The 14036-nt window shown below is 68.4% G+C and carries 15 protein-coding genes; 9 read left to right on the top strand and 6 right to left on the bottom strand.

What is annotated here, in order from left to right; all coding sequences use genetic code 11:
* The first annotated feature begins 55 nt into the window (after positions 1–55).
* The 5 genes from M8445_RS04250 to M8445_RS04230 all read left to right on the top strand — a co-directional run bounded on the left by M8445_RS04250 (position 56) and on the right by M8445_RS04230 (position 6020).
* Positions 56–484, top strand: coding sequence for a hypothetical protein (locus M8445_RS04250; protein WP_273989926.1), 429 nt, complete (start codon positions 56–58; stop codon positions 482–484).
* 9 nt (positions 485–493) lie between these two features.
* The gene (gene dnaE / locus M8445_RS04245; RefSeq protein WP_273989925.1) at positions 494–4486 is read left to right on the top strand and encodes a DNA polymerase III subunit alpha; all 3993 of its coding nucleotides are present in this window, start codon (positions 494–496) and stop codon (positions 4484–4486) included.
* Positions 4483–4974 (top strand): hypothetical protein, encoded by a 492-nt coding sequence (locus tag M8445_RS04240; protein ID WP_273989924.1) that lies wholly within the window; start codon positions 4483–4485, stop codon positions 4972–4974. Before dnaE ends, M8445_RS04240 begins: the two co-directional genes overlap by 4 nt.
* 42 nt (positions 4975–5016) lie before the next feature.
* Positions 5017–5478: a hypothetical protein gene (locus tag M8445_RS04235; protein ID WP_273989923.1), complete on the top strand. Its 462-nt coding sequence runs from the start codon at positions 5017–5019 to the stop codon at positions 5476–5478.
* A 200-nt stretch (positions 5479–5678) separates the two neighbouring features.
* Positions 5679–6020 (top strand): endonuclease domain-containing protein, encoded by a 342-nt coding sequence (locus tag M8445_RS04230; RefSeq protein WP_273990827.1) that lies wholly within the window; start codon positions 5679–5681, stop codon positions 6018–6020.
* Positions 6021–6098: 78 nt separating this feature from the next.
* On the opposite strand, the gene M8445_RS04225 is transcribed toward M8445_RS04230, so the two are convergent.
* The 3 genes from M8445_RS04225 to M8445_RS04215 all read right to left on the bottom strand — a co-directional run bounded on the left by M8445_RS04225 (position 6099) and on the right by M8445_RS04215 (position 8516).
* Positions 6099–7175 (bottom strand): PilT/PilU family type 4a pilus ATPase, encoded by a 1077-nt coding sequence (locus M8445_RS04225; RefSeq protein ID WP_273989921.1) that lies wholly within the window; start codon positions 7173–7175, stop codon positions 6099–6101.
* Between the two features lie 172 nt (positions 7176–7347).
* Entirely contained in the window at positions 7348–7911 is a 564-nt protein-coding gene (locus tag M8445_RS04220) for a DinB family protein (protein ID WP_273989920.1), read from the bottom strand.
* A gap of 17 nt (positions 7912–7928) precedes the next feature.
* Complete coding sequence (locus M8445_RS04215; RefSeq protein WP_273989918.1) at positions 7929–8516, bottom strand: 5-formyltetrahydrofolate cyclo-ligase; 588 nt, start codon at positions 8514–8516, stop codon at positions 7929–7931.
* A gap of 83 nt (positions 8517–8599) precedes the next feature.
* Between M8445_RS04215 and M8445_RS04210 the strand changes: the two genes are divergently transcribed.
* The 3 genes from M8445_RS04210 to M8445_RS04200 all read left to right on the top strand — a co-directional run bounded on the left by M8445_RS04210 (position 8600) and on the right by M8445_RS04200 (position 11029).
* Positions 8600–9541, top strand: coding sequence for a carbon-nitrogen hydrolase family protein (locus M8445_RS04210; RefSeq protein ID WP_273989916.1), 942 nt, complete (start codon positions 8600–8602; stop codon positions 9539–9541).
* Complete coding sequence (locus M8445_RS04205; RefSeq protein ID WP_273989915.1) at positions 9538–10053, top strand: GNAT family N-acetyltransferase; 516 nt, start codon at positions 9538–9540, stop codon at positions 10051–10053. Before M8445_RS04210 ends, M8445_RS04205 begins: the two co-directional genes overlap by 4 nt.
* A 70-nt stretch (positions 10054–10123) precedes the next feature.
* Positions 10124–11029 carry an LD-carboxypeptidase gene (locus M8445_RS04200; protein WP_273989914.1) on the top strand — a complete coding sequence of 302 codons (906 nt, stop codon included), beginning with the start codon at positions 10124–10126 and terminating at the stop codon, positions 11027–11029.
* A 16-nt stretch (positions 11030–11045) separates the two neighbouring features.
* Here the strand turns inward: M8445_RS04200 and hemW are convergent, their stop codons facing one another.
* The gene (gene hemW, locus M8445_RS04195; RefSeq protein ID WP_273989913.1) at positions 11046–12269 is read right to left on the bottom strand and encodes a radical SAM family heme chaperone HemW; all 1224 of its coding nucleotides are present in this window, start codon (positions 12267–12269) and stop codon (positions 11046–11048) included.
* Between the two features lie 29 nt (positions 12270–12298).
* Here hemW and M8445_RS04190 point away from each other — a divergent pair, with 29 nt between their 5' ends.
* Positions 12299–12811, top strand: coding sequence for a PaaI family thioesterase (locus M8445_RS04190; protein ID WP_273989911.1), 513 nt, complete (start codon positions 12299–12301; stop codon positions 12809–12811).
* 17 nt (positions 12812–12828) lie between these two features.
* On the opposite strand, the gene M8445_RS04185 is transcribed toward M8445_RS04190, so the two are convergent.
* Together M8445_RS04185 and M8445_RS04180 are read right to left on the bottom strand one after the other, a co-directional pair.
* Positions 12829–13317, bottom strand: coding sequence for a hypothetical protein (locus tag M8445_RS04185; RefSeq protein WP_273989910.1), 489 nt, complete (start codon positions 13315–13317; stop codon positions 12829–12831).
* Between the two features lie 45 nt (positions 13318–13362).
* Entirely contained in the window at positions 13363–13782 is a 420-nt protein-coding gene (locus tag M8445_RS04180) for a bleomycin resistance protein (protein ID WP_273989908.1), read from the bottom strand.
* Positions 13783–14036 lie beyond the last annotated feature (254 nt).

Below are 14036 nucleotides of genomic sequence, written 5' to 3'. Positions count from 1 at the left end.
GTGTCAAGCAGGTCTGCGCTGCCTCTGTCCCTCCCGTCCCATTACGCTTCCGGGCATGAACGACCGACCGTCCGGCTGCGGGCCGACCTTCCTGCTGACCTGCGTCCTGGGTCTGCTCAGCGTGTATGCGCTGGGCACGTTCGTCTCGGCGGGCATGAGCGCCAGTTTCATCACTCCGCAGGAGCGGGTGCTGGGCGAACTGGGGGGCGCCCTGTTCTGCCTGTGCGTGATTCTACTGGCCGCCCTGTGGAGCGCGCATTTCGTGCTGCGCGGCCAGTGGCCTCACCTGCCTGTGGCCCGCTGGCGGCGCGTGGCGCTGTGGGTGGCGGGCGGACTGCTGCTGACCGCTGCCGGATTCTACGTGGCGTTCGAGGTGCGGCTGCGGCAGGTCACGTTGGCCACGCCGGTGGGTGATCCGGGGGAAGCTGCGGCCGGGGGCCGTCAAGTCCGGCCGTCACTGACAGGCCGCCCCGCCCCGCCCTAGACTCGCTTCATGACCGCCCCCGACCTCGCCCCCGCGCCTCACATTCACCTGCCGGACGGTTCCTGCTGCAAGCCCAAGCGGTTCGCGCATCTGCACCAGCACACGCAGTACAGCCTGCTGGACGGCGCGGCGAAACTGAAGGACCTGCTGAAGTGGGCCAAGGAGGTCACGCCGGAGGGGCAGACCCCGGCGCTGGCGATGACGGACCACGGGAACATGCACGGCGCGGTGCATTTCTACAATTACGCGACCGGGATGGGCGTCAAGCCGATCATCGGGTACGAGGCGTACGTGGTGCCGGGCGAGGGCACGCGCCGCGACCGGACGCGCGGGCAGGACGGCGAGAAGGGCATCTTTCACCTGACGCTGCTGGCCCGTGATTTCGAGGGCTACCAGAACCTCTGCCGACTGAGCAGCCGTGGGTACACGGAAGGCTACTACTACAAGCCCCGCATCGACCACGAACTGCTGCGCGAACATCACGCAGGCGTGATCGCCATGTCCGGCTGCCTGGGCAGCGAGGTGCAGCAACTGCTGATGCAGGGCCGCGAGGATGATGCCAAGAAGCGCCTGATGTGGTACCGCGAACTGTTCGGCGAGAATTACTTCATCGAGATTCAGGATCACGGGCTGCCCGAGCAGAAGAAGAACAACCCCATTCTGAAAGCCTGGGCGAACGAACTGGGCATCGGGATGGTCGCCACGAACGACGGCCACTACGTCAAGAAGACCGACGCGACCGCGCACGAGACGCTGCTGGCCATCCAGACGAAAGCCACGCTGGCCGACGAGAACCGCTTCAAGTTCCCCTGCGACGAGTTCTACGTCAAGAACCTCGAGGAGATGCAGGCCGCACTGCCCGTCAGCGAGTGGGGCGAGGAAGTCTTCGACAACACCGCCCTGATCGCGGACCTGTGCAACGTGGAACTACCGGTCGGCAAGAAACGCGTGTACCAGATGCCCGCCCTGCCCATCCCGGAAGGCCGGACCATGTCCGAGGAACTGCGCGTGCAGACGTACCGGGGCACCGTGAAACGCTACCCGGCGCACGCCACGGAAGCGTTGCTGCGTGATTACGCGGCCCGCACGCTGAGTGCGCTGGGCGGCGACGCGGCGCGGGTGCTAGAACGCGCGGGGGGGTGCGACCCGCAGACCTGCGACCTGGAAACGCTGTTCACACTGCTGGCCTTCGCGGGCAGCGAGTGGGAAGCGCGTGGCAAGGCCGCCGGGGAGAAGTACACCAAGTACCCCGCGCTGGAACTCATGGAAGCCGAAGCCGGGGAGGGCACGCTGCCCGCCTACGCGCACGAGGACTGCCGCCGCGCCAGACAGAACAGCAGCGACACCAGCATCGAACTGACGCCCGACGAGCAGCACGAAACCACGCGCGGTCACCACCAGCACGCGCTGGTGATCCTGCGCCGCGCCGAGTACGAACTGTCGGTGATCAACAACATGGGGTTCCCCGACTACTTCCTGATCGTCGCGGATTACATCAACTGGGCCAAGGATCAGGACATCAGCGTGGGGCCGGGGCGCGGGTCCGGCGCAGGCAGCCTCGTGGCGTATGCCATGCGCATCACGAACCTCGATCCCCTGGAATTCGAGTTGTTGTTCGAGCGATTCCTGAACCCTGACCGTATCTCCATGCCGGACTTCGACATCGACTTCAACGACGCCCGCCGCGTCGAGGTCATCCAGTACGTGCAGGACAAGTACGGCGAGGATAGGGTTGCGCAGATCGCCACCTTCGGAACCATGGCGAGCAAGGCCTGTCTGAAGGACGTGGCGCGCGTCATGGGGCTCGAGTACGCCAAGGTCGACAAGGTCAGCAAACTCATTCCCATCAAGTTCGGCAAGAGCTACAGCCTCGAACAGGCCCGTGAGAGCGTCCCCGACATCGCCCAGATGCTCAACGAGGACGCCCAGCTGCTCGAAGCGTACGAGTTCGCGCAGAAACTCGAGGGCCTCACCCGCCACGCCAGCGTGCACGCGGCCGGCGTGGTCATCGGCCGCGACAAACTCACGGACCTCGTGCCCGTCATGCGCGACACCAGCGGCGCGGGCATGGTCTGCCAGTACGACATGAAAGCGGTCGAGGACATCGGCCTGATCAAGATGGACTTCCTGGGCCTGCGCACGTTGTCGTTCCTGGACGAGGCGCGGCGCATCATGCGGGAATCCAAGAACGTCGACATCGACTTCGACGCCATCCCCTTCGACGACAAGATCACGTACGACCTGATGAGCCGCGGCGACACCAAGGGCGTCTTCCAGCTCGAAGGCGCAGGGATCGCGGACGCCAGCCGTCGCCTCAAACCCCGCCGACTGGCCGACATCATCGCCCTCTCGGCCCTGTACCGCCCCGGCCCGATGGAGAACATCCCCACCTACGTCCGCCGCCACCACGGCCTGGAAGAGGTCGATTACGTCCGGGACGGCTTCCCCACCAGCGCCAGATACCTGGAGAAGATCCTGGCCGAAACGTACGGCATTCCCGTGTACCAGGAGCAGATCATGCAGATCGCCAGCGAGGTCGCCGGCTTCTCCTTAGGCGGAGCCGACCTGCTGCGCCGCGCCATGGGTAAAAAAGACGTGGCCGAGATGGCCAAGCAGCGCGAACTGTTCGTGGACGGTGCCAGGACCAACGACGTGCCCAGGGATGAAGCCAACAAACTGTTCGACCTGCTCGACGCGTTCGCCAACTACGGCTTCAACAAATCCCACAGCGCCGCGTACGGCGTGATCACGTACCAGACCGCGTGGCTCAAGGCGAACTACCCAGTCGAGTTCATGGCGGCCCTGCTGACCGTCGAACGCAAGGACAGCGACAAGGTCGCCGAGTACATCAGCGACGCCCGCAAGATGGACGTGCACGTCCTGCCGCCCGACATCAACCGCTCGGCCGCCGACTTCGCCGTGCAGGGCGAGGAAATCCTGTTCGGTCTGTACGCCATCAAGGGCCTGGGCGAGGGCGCCGTCCTGAAAATCCTGGAGGAACGCGAACGCGCCGGCCGGTACAAATCCCTGGCGGACTTCTGCTCACGCCTGGGCAACAAGGTCTGCAACCGCAAAGCCCTGGAAAGCCTGATCAAGAGCGGCGCCTTCGACCAGTTCGGGGAACGCAACCAGCTCATGCACAGCCTCGAGGACGCGCTGGAAGACGCCGCCGGCACCGCCGACATCAACGCCAAAGCCCAGACCGGCATGAGCATGATGTTCGGCCTGGAAGAAGTCAAAAAGGAACGCCCGCTGCGCGCCGGCATCCCCGCCTACACGGACCTGGAACGCCTCAGCATCGAGAAAGACGCCCTGGGCCTGTACATCAGCGGCCACCCCCTCGAACAGCACGAAGGCCTGCGCGAAGCCGCCAGCTGCCGAATATCCGACCTGGACACCTGGTTCCAGACGCAGAACGTCGCCCCCGGCAAACGCATCAAAGCCGTCCTGGCTGGCATGGTCGAGAGCGTTGTCAAGAAACCCACCAAATCGGGCGGCATGATGGCCCGCTTCATCCTCGCCGACGAGAGCGGCCAGACCGAACTCGTCGCCTTCAGCCGCGCCTACGACCGCATCCAGGACAAACTCGTCAACGACACCCCCGCCCTCGTCATCGTCGAACTCGAATCCGAGGACGGCGGCCTGCGCGCCATCGCCGAGGAACTCGTCAGCATCGAACAACTCGCCGAAGTGCCCAAAGTCATGTACGTCACCATCGACCTCGAAACCGCCAGCCCCGACGCCGTCGGCGAATTCCAGAGCGTGCTGGACGAACACGCCGGCAGCATGCCCACCTACCTCCGCCTGGAAACCCCCGAACAGTTCGTGATCTACCAACTCGACCACGGCATGGGCAGCCCTGAAGCCATCCGCGTTCTCAACCACACCTTCCCCTGGGCCGACGCCTACCTCGCCTACGACCAGCAGACCATCCTCGGCCGATTCGCCCCCAAACCCCCCGCCTGGATGAACAAGCAGCAAGGTGGGGGCATGCGGGCTTGAACGAGATCCCTGCCGTTCTGGCCGATGAAGCCGCAGAGCGTTGGGCCGCCTTTGATCTCGGCCTGATGGACTGGGCGCAGATCATGGCCTGGGCCGACGGCTGGATTCTGCGACTGGACACCCACCCTGAACTTCTTCTGGATGTGAGCCTGAGCGTCACCCGGCCGAAAGACGGAGCAACAGCCCTCAAAGGGATGGCGGACGAGAGCCGCAGGACGACACTCGTCCCTTACCTCAAGGCCATCTGGCGGGAAAAATGGATCGCTGGCGAGATCAGCAGCGGTGAGGTGGTCAGTGGGGCGTGGAGAGCCGGTCAGGCCCTCCCCTCGGATGCCGAAGAATGGACCCACATCCACCGCCTGGATCATTACCTTGAGGAAGCGATTGCGGACTGGCTCCCTGACGAGGCTCGGAAAGCTGCCGAACATATGCTTGCTCAGGAGGTTGAGGTCTACCTGGAACTGATCCGGAATCCGTATGAGTCCTGACGAGCACACTCTGCCTTTTGAGAGCCGCGGAGGCGAGCCGGAATGATTCCCCCCGACCTTGCCCAGGAGGCACTGATCTGGCAGTGGCAGATCCTGCTTGATCTGCACGGCGTGGCCGCAGACCCAGCGCAACCCGTCCGCGCTTGGGCTGACGCGTGGATTCTCAGGCTGACCGACCTGCCCGACGACCTGCTGGACATCAGCCTGCACGTGAAGATCATGGCCGACACCGGGATCCCACTGGCGAACCTCACGGCCACCGCATCCTGGCCAGCCACCCTGCCTGAATTCGCACGGCGAACCCTCCCCCTTATCCGCCCCCGCGCCATGAGCTACGCCCGCCACTTCTCGAACTTCTACCCCGTCACCCGTGCGGACGCGTTCCCAGCCGAACGCCGACAGGAATTCGACGCCTGGCAAAGCCAGTACGTCGAAACCTTCGACGAGGACCAGGACTTCATCTGCTTCGAACGCCTGCTCCAGGACTGGGCAGCCCTCGCCTGAACCCAACTGAACGTTATGGGCGACCCCTCCGCCCCTTCGGGGCACCTCCCCTTAAAAGGGAGGCTTTGAAGGGCGTCACAGGCGACGTTTTTGTGCTTTTAAGGCTCCCTTTTGAGGGGAGCTGTCAGCGAAGCTGACTGGCTGGCACAGCTGCGAAGCAGAGGGGCGGTTCTTCCGCTTATGCTCTGGGCGTGCGGGATATGTACTCGAAGAATCTGGCTCTGCGTGCGCGGGAGTTGCGGAACGCTCTGACGCCTGCCGAGCGCCGGTTGTGGTTCGATCTGCTGCGTACCCATCCTGTGAAGTTCCGCCGGCAGGTGCCGGTGCTGGGTTACATCCTAGATTTCTACGCGCCGTCTGCCCGGTTGTGCATTGAGCTGGATGGTCGCAGTCATGACGAGGCGGAGGCCCAGGCGTACGATTCCGAGCGGTCGCGGGTGCTGGGTGGGGCGGGGATTCGGGTGGTGCGCTTCCAGAATGCGGAGGTCATGCGGAACCTGCCGGGCGTGGCGGCCCTGATCGAGTTGGCACTCCAGCAATAAAAAAGGCTCCCCTTGAGGGGAGCTGTCAGCGTAGCTGACTGAGGGGTTTCTCTGCGGAGCAGAGGGGTTGCCCCCCGCTCAGGCGTACTGGGCGCGCATCATCATGATCTTGAGTTCGTGGGGGCTGGTGGCGCTGGCCATGGCGTCTTCTTCGGTCATGAGGCCGCTGGCGACGAGGCCGGCGAGGTGCTGGTCGAAGGTGTGCATGCCGCGTGAGCCGCCTTCCTGGAGGGCCTGTTTGATTTCTTCGGTGCGTTCGGGGTCCTTGATGCATTCGCGGACGGTGGGGGTGCCGAGCAGGATTTCGAGGCCGAGGACGCGGCCGCCGGTGGCTTTGGGCAGCAGGCGCTGGCTGACGATGCCGACGATGCTTTCTGAGAGGCCCTGGCGGATCTGGTCGCGTTCGTGGGGGGCGAAGAAGTCGATGATGCGGTTGACGGTGCGGATGGCGTCCTGGGTGTGCAGGGTGCTGAAGACGAGGTGGCCGGTCTGCGCGGCGGACAGGGCGGCCTCGACGGTTTCCTTGTCGCGCATTTCGCCGATGAGGATGACGTCGGGGTCCTGGCGCATGCTGGCGCGCAGGCCGTTGGCGAAGCTCATGGTGTCCATGCCGAGTTCGCGCTGGCTGATCATGGCCATCTGGTCGCGGTGCAGGACTTCGATGGGGTCTTCGAGGGTGACGATGTTGACGGGTTGGGTGGCGTTGATGTGGTTGAGGAGGCTGGCGAGGGTGGTGGTTTTGCCGCTGCCGGTGGGGCCGGTGACGAGGACGAGGCCGCGTTCGTGCTGGGCGAGCGCTTCGAAGGTTTCGATGGGCAGCCCGAGTTGCTGGAAGGTGGGGATGGCCTTGTCTTCGATGACGCGCATGATCAGGCCGATGGTGCCGCGCTGGTAGTAGGCGTTGACGCGGAAACGGGCGAGGTTGGGGATGCCGTACGCGAAGTCGGCTTCGCGTTTCTCGGTGAAGGCGTCCCACATGGCGGGGCTCATCATTTCGCGGGTGAAGGCTTCGACGTGTTCGGGGGCGAGTCGGGTGTCGCCGTAGCGTCTGATCACGCCGTTGACGCGGCCGGCGGGGGCGCTGCCGGTGCGCAGGTGGATGTCGCTGGCTCCTTCCTTGACGATGGCGGTCAGTACGCTGTTCAGGACACTCATGTTGCACTCAGGGTAGGAGGACGGGTCTTACAGTTTTAATGCAGAGCGGTGTTCCGGGTGGGGGGGACGGTGGGGGTATGGGAGGGCGGGCAGGTTCCGGGTAGGTGGTGCTTTTCCGGAAGCTGCCCGCCTGCGGTGCGGGGCGCTGAGTTGTCCGCGCTGCGCTGGGGGATTACTCGCCGCGCAGTTTGCGGCTTTCGAGGTCGGCGTGCTGCGTCAGGTAACGTAGCCACGCCTTGGTGGTCATGGGGCCCAGGCCGTTGTGGTTGACGGTCAGGCTGTCTTCGGGGGGGTTGTGGCCCAGCCGGCGGGTCAGGTCGACGGTGCCGGCGCGGGTGCTGGTGATCAGCGCCTGTAAGTCTTTCAGGGTGGTGTCCTGCGGGGGGCGGTAGGGGTGGTACGTGTCGGTCTGGTCGGCCGCTGCGCCGAGCGCGGCGTTCAGGCGCTGCTGCCCCCAGCGTTCAATGCCGATGATGTGCGCCAGGACTTCGCGGTTGGCGTGGGTGTCGGCGGCGCGCGCGGCCCGGCCGGTCAGGAGTGTCCCGGCCCGTTCGAGGCTCTGCCCGAGGTCGCTGTAGCTGCTGCGGCCGGCGGGGCGTTCCAGCACGCGGTTCACGACGAGTTCCGTGACTTCTTTCTTGCGGGTGCGGGCCACGTAGGCGGCCCCGGCGGCCACGCCGACCGTGGCGACCGTGACGAGGGCGGGCACGTAGGTGGGGGTGGTTTTCTTGCTCATGCCGCATGGTACGCGCTTCAGGGCCGGTTCGTTCCATCGGGCAGGTGCGCCGGGGGCGTGATGACCCGGTCGGGCGTGCCGATCAGGGTGACGTGCGAGTCGGCGGGGCAGGGCAGGGCGGGCCGCAGCATCAGCGGGTGCGCCAGCGTGAATTCAGGCAGGTCCAGGTGCAGGCCGCGCGCGCCCCAGCCGAAGCCCTTCCCGAGCCGCGCGCCGTGGTGGTCGGCGGCGACGCAGGCGAGCACGGCCGCCTGCGCGCCGGTCGGGGTCAGGGTCGCCTCGCCGTGTGCGCTCAGGGCGCTGAGTTTCGCGCCGGCCGGGTCGGTCACGCGCCAGTACCAGCCTTCTTTCTTCTGGTGCGGCACGAACAGCGTCTTCCCGGCCTTCAGGGCCTGTTGCCGCAGGGGCAGCAGCGCCCGTTCCGGCCCGACGATCAGGGTGTGCAGGGCCGCCACGTCCGGGTGCGAGAGCAGTTGCGCGGCGGCCTTCCTCGCGTGCGTGAAGTTCGGGCAGTGCCCGTGCGGCGGCAGCGGGTACGCGCAGGCGCGGCGGGCCAGCAGATCGTCCCACACCTGTTCGCGCAGCGCGCCCGCCGTGACCGTCATGCGCGCACGCTACCAGAGGGGCGGCGGGGGGATAGGTCATCTGGCGGCGGTGCGCGTGCGGCGGGGCGGGTACACTCGGGCGCATGACAGGGCATGTGGGCAGCGTGGAACGGGTGCGGGTGGCGGCGGCGGCGTACCCGGTGGACTTCCTGGCGGACTGGGCGGCCTTCGAGGCCAAGCTGTCGCGCTGGGTGGCGGACGCGGCGGGCCAGGGGGCGCAGCTGCTGGTGTTCCCGGAGTACGCGCCGCTGGAACTGGTGAGTCTGCTGCCGGTTGGGCTGCACCACGACGTGATCGGGATGCGCCCGGCCCTCCAGGCGTTCGTGCCAGAGTTCGTGGCGCTGCACGCGCGGCTGGCCCGGGAGTACGGCGTGGGGATCGTGGCCGGGAGTTACCCGGTCGCGCACGCGGGGGCGTTCGTGAACCGGGCGTTCGTGTTCGGCCCGGACGGCACGCAGGGCCATCAGGACAAGCTGCTGATGACCCGGTTCGAGGCCGAGGAGTGGGACGTCGCGCCGGGCGAGGGCGTGCAGGTGTTCGACCTTCCGCTGCCCGGCGGCACGCTGCGCTTCGGCGTGGCGATCTGCTACGACAGCGAGTTTCCGGGACTGGCGCGCGCGCAGGCCGAGGCGGGCGCGGAACTGCTGGTCGTGCCGTCCTTCACGGGCAGCCGGGCCGGGTTCACGCGCGTGCGGGTGGGCAGCATGGCCCGCGCACTCGAAAACCAGCTGTACGCGCTGCACGCCCCGCTGATCGCGGACGCCCCCTGGACGTACGCGGTCGAGGACGCGCACGGCGCGGCGGGCGTGTACGCCCCGTCCGACAACGGGCTGCCCGAGGACGGCATCGTGGCGCAGCTCGGCTGGAACGAGCCCGGCTGGCTGGTCACGGACCTGGACCTGACCCTGACCCGCCACGTCCGTGCGGACGGGCACGTGCTGAACTGGCGGGACCGGCACGTCGGCGTGAGCCGCGCTGTGCCCGCCGGGGTCGTGACGCTGGGCGGAGCGCCGGAACCCGCGTGACCGTCACGGTCCGCCGCCTGACGCCCGCCGACGCACCCGCGTACCGGGCCGCGCGACTGGCCGCGTTGCACGCCGACCCGGCCGCCTTCCTGACGAACACCGCCGAGTTCGCGGCGCTCGGCGACGAGGCGCTGGCGGCCCGCCTCGCGCCGGACGCGGCGGGCGTCACGCTGGGCGCGTTCGGGGGCCGCGAACTCGTGGGGCTGCTGACGCTGGTGCGCGAGGCGGCCCCGCCCCTGGCACACCGTGTGAACGTGTACGGCGTGTCCGTCGCCCCGCAGGTGCGTGGTCAGGGCGTCGGCGCGGCGCTGGTCGCGGCGGGCGTGGAACTGGCGCGCTCGTGGGTGGGCGTGACCTCGCTGCACCTCGCGGTCATGGACTCGCAGCCTGCCGCGCTTCGCCTGTACGAACGCGCCGGGTTCCGCGTGTGGGGCACCCGGCCGGACGCGGTGCGCCGCGATGGGAGCGTGCACGCCGAGCACTGGCTGAGCCTCGACCTGACCGTGCCCTGAGCCTTCCGCCTGCTGCCAGTACGCCAGTCGGCGCAGGCGGCCCGCACGCCCCGGCGGTAGGCTGCCCGGCATGACCGTTCCCGATCCGGCGTCCCTGGTGCCTCCCTCCGTTCAGCGCGGGTTCGTGCGTCCGCCGCGCCTGGGGCCGGGGTCGCGGGTGGCGGCGCTGAGCCTGTCGAGCGGTTTTGTCACGGAGGTCATGAACCGCTACCGCGCCGGGGTGGGTCAGGTCGCGCGTGAATTCAGGTGGGAGGTCGTGGCGGCCCCGAACGCTCTGCGCGGCCCGGAGTTCCTGGCGGCGAACCCGCAGGCCCGCGCGGACGACCTGCACTGGGCGCTTCAGTCGGCGGACATAGACGGTATGGTCAGCATTATCGGCGGGGACGACAGCGTGCGCCTGCTGCCGCTGCTACGCCCGGACCTGATCCGTGCGCACCCGAAGGCGCTGCTGGGCTTCAGTGACTCCACCGTCACCCTCACGCAGTTCCTGCGGGCGGGCGTCATGGCGTACCACGGCCCGGCCCTCCTGACCGATCTGGCCGAGAACGGCGGAATGCACCCCTTCACGGTGCAGGGGTTGCGGCGCGCACTGGTGGACCCACCCGCGCCCTTCGAGCTGGAGGCCGCCCCTGAGTGGACGCAGGGTGGCCCCGACTGGGCTGACGAGGCCGCGCAGGAAGTCCCGCGCACCTTCCTTCCCGGCGACGGCTGGGTGTGGCTCCAGGGCGACGCGCCCGCGCAGGGGCACCTGGCGGGCGCCGCCGGGCTGATCCTGGCCCGCCCCCGCACCTACACGCCCGGGATGGTCGAGGACCTGCACGGCTGGGTGCGCCGTGTACTGGCCGAGGCAGGCCGCGCGGAGATGCCGGTCGTGGCGAACGTGGACTTCGGGCACACCAGCCCGCAACTCACGCTGCCACTGGGCGCGCCCGCCCGTCTGGACCCCCGCGCGGGCCGCGTGACCGTCTGGCCCTGACCCGCCCGGCCCGGCCTCAGCTGGGGCTGCCTGAACCGGCTGCGTCCTGGCCGGTCACCTCAACCTCCAGGAAGTCCGTGATCACGCGGTTCAGCACCCACCAGCCGTCGGGCGTGGCGCGCAACTGCTCGCCGTCCAGGGCCAGCAGGCCGCGCGCCACGTTCACCTCGATGGGCGCGGCGTACACCTGCGGCACGTTCAGTCCGCTGCGGCGCGACAGGTCGCCCAGGTTCACGCCCGCACGCAGGCGCAGGCCCATGAACAGCGCGTCCGTCACGAACTCGGGCGCGTCGATGGGTTCCGCCTCGCCTGCCTCGCCGGTCAGCCACTCGTGCAGGTGCGGATTCGTGCGCCGCACCGTCAACACGTCCGCCGCGCGCGGTCCGCCCCCATCCGCCATCTGCCATCCGCCATCCGCCGGGTAGTGCCCCGCAGCCCCTGGCCCCAGCCCCAGGTACGTGCGGCCCTGCCAGTACGCGAGGTTATGCCGGGATTCCTGGCCGGGGCGGGCGTAGTTGCTGATCTCGTAGCGGGTCAGGCCGCGCGCGGTCAGCAGGGCCTCGGTCTGCTCGAAGCCGCGCCGCTCGTCCTCCTCCTCGACCGTCACACCCCGGCGCGCGAATTCCGTTCCGGGCTCGATGGTCAGCGTGTACGCACTCACGTGCCCCACACCCAGGTCCAGCAGGCCCTGAATGTCACTTTCCAGCGGTTGCCCCGGCACGGCCGTGATCAGGTCCCCACTCACCCGGAAGCCCGTCCTGATCAGGGTGGTGACCGCCTCGCGCGCCTGCTGCGCGTCATGCTGGCGGCCCAGGAAGGTCAGGGTCGCGTCGTCCAGGCTCTGCACGCCCACACTGGCCCGGTCGAAGCCCAGCGCCCGCCAGTGCATCGCCCGCTCCGGCGTGGCCGTCCCTGGGTTCACTTCCAGCGTGTTCTCCAGGCGGCCCCAGCCCAGGTGACGGCGCACGCTGCCCACCAGCGCCTCTATCTCTGCGTCCCGCAGGAAGCTGGGCGTCCCGCCCCCCAGGTACACCGTGTCCAGCTCTGTGCGGTACGTGGCGGCCAGCTGCGCCGCCTCGGCCTCCAGCCGCTCCAGGTAGCGCTCCACCATCCCCGCCCGGCGTGTCAGCACATGAAAATCACAGTACGGGCAGATGGTCGGGCAGAACGGCACGTGCACGTACAGGTGCCGCACCACATCCGGGGCTGGGCTGGTCTGGGCGGCGGGGTCGGCACTCACGCGCGGCAGTCTACGCGTATCCTCGCCGCATGACCGACGCGCCCCTCACGAACGACCGCCAGCGCACCTACACCTGGGCCGACACTGCCCCCGCCCTGGCCGCCCTGCGCACCCTCAGCGGCCTGGAATTCATGCACGCCATCGCCCGCGGCGACCTGCCCCCCTCACCCGTCGGCATGACGCTGGGCATGGAACCCCTGCGCGAGGAGGACTTCACGGAAGGGCGCGCCGTGTTCCGCCTGAAACCCCAGGAATTCCATTACAACCCCATCGGCAGCGTGCACGGCGGCGTGTTCGCCACCCTGCTCGACTCGGCGCTGGCCTGCGCCATTCACACCACGCTGCCCGCCGGGGTGGGGTACACCACGCTGGAACTGAAATTCAACTGCGTCCGCCCCCTGATCGCCGGCGGCCCAGAAGTGCAGGCCGTCGGGCAGGTCGTCGCCACCACCCGCCAGACTGCCATCGCCGAGGGCCGCATCGTGGACGACGCCGGCAAACTGTACGCGCACGCCACGACCACCTGCCTGATCCTGCGCTGAAGCCCCGCCAGTGAACTTCAGCGGCCGTGCGGCGTGCGGTCCATCCAGGCGCTCAGGGCTCCCCCCACGTTCTCCGGGCCGACCACGACCACCGCCGCGCCTGCCTGGGCTGCTGCGGACGCGGCCGCGCACTCGCCCAGCGGGCCGCCCGCGCCGTCCGCGCCCGTCCAGGCAGGGAACTCGCCGCCCTCGTGGTACTCCACGCCGCCCGCGTCGTTCACCACGCACTCCGGCACACTCACGTTCGGGCCGCCCGACAGGGCCGACGGGGCCACCACGATCACGCCGCGCGGGTCCGCCTCGCGCAGCGCCGCCAGCAGCGGCGTCAGGCCGTCATGCACGACCAGCGTCACGCGGCCCTTGCCGTCCACGCCCGCCAGTTCCTCTGCCAGCCCACCCGCCAGGGACGGGGGAGCCGCGACCAGCCACGCGTGCCCCCCCGCGCGACCCTCGAACAGGGCGAGGGCACTGCCGTACACGTCAGACCAGGTGCGGGTGTGTTGCATGCCGCCCAGCATAGCGGGCGCACTACCCCTCTCAGACCGCCCCGCTCAGTCCGTGAAGCGCAGCAGGTAGCCGTCGGGGTCCTGCACCAGCACCTGCCGCTGCGTGTGCGGCGTGTCGCTTTCCATGTAGGTGGCGGTGGTCAGCGGTGCGAACAGCGGATAGCCCTCCGCCCGCAGGCGCTCGTGCAGGGCGTCCAGCTCCGGGTGCACGATCTGGAAGTTGATGCCGCGCCCGTAGGGACGTTCCAGCGGCCCCGTCAGCCACGCTCCCTCCGCGTGCGCCTGCTCCAGCATCCACTGCGCCCGGCCCAGGCTCAGGTACGCGAAACCGGGCCGCGTGTAGTTCAGCGTGAAGCCGAACATGCGGGTATACACGTCGAGGCTGTGCGGCAGGTCGCTCACCATCAGCTCGGGCACGAGCGCGGCCCACTCGGTTACGGGCACCAGGGATTGGTTGTCGGTCATGGCTGCACGGTAGCGGCCCAGCGTGGCTGTGGGATCGGCGTGGTGGCCTACGCGCCGCGCAGGGCTCTGAAAACAAAAAATCCGTCCTGCGCGGACGGTGATAAGGAAAGAATAGCGCGGTATGCAGGGTGTGTCAACTTCGGCGGGCGGGTTGCGCAAATGCTGTGCTGGTGGGCATTTCCGGGAGTGGGGTATGCGCCGTTTGCATGCTGTTCCCGCCTTGCCGCGCGCAGGCCCACGCCGGGGGGGCTGGT

The sequence above is a fragment of the Deinococcus aquaticus genome, from assembly GCF_028622095.1.
Classification (GTDB): Bacteria; Deinococcota; Deinococci; order Deinococcales; family Deinococcaceae; genus Deinococcus; species Deinococcus aquaticus.
The sequence above is the reverse complement of the archived record's forward strand: the minus strand, read 5'-3'. Positions and strand labels throughout refer to the sequence as shown.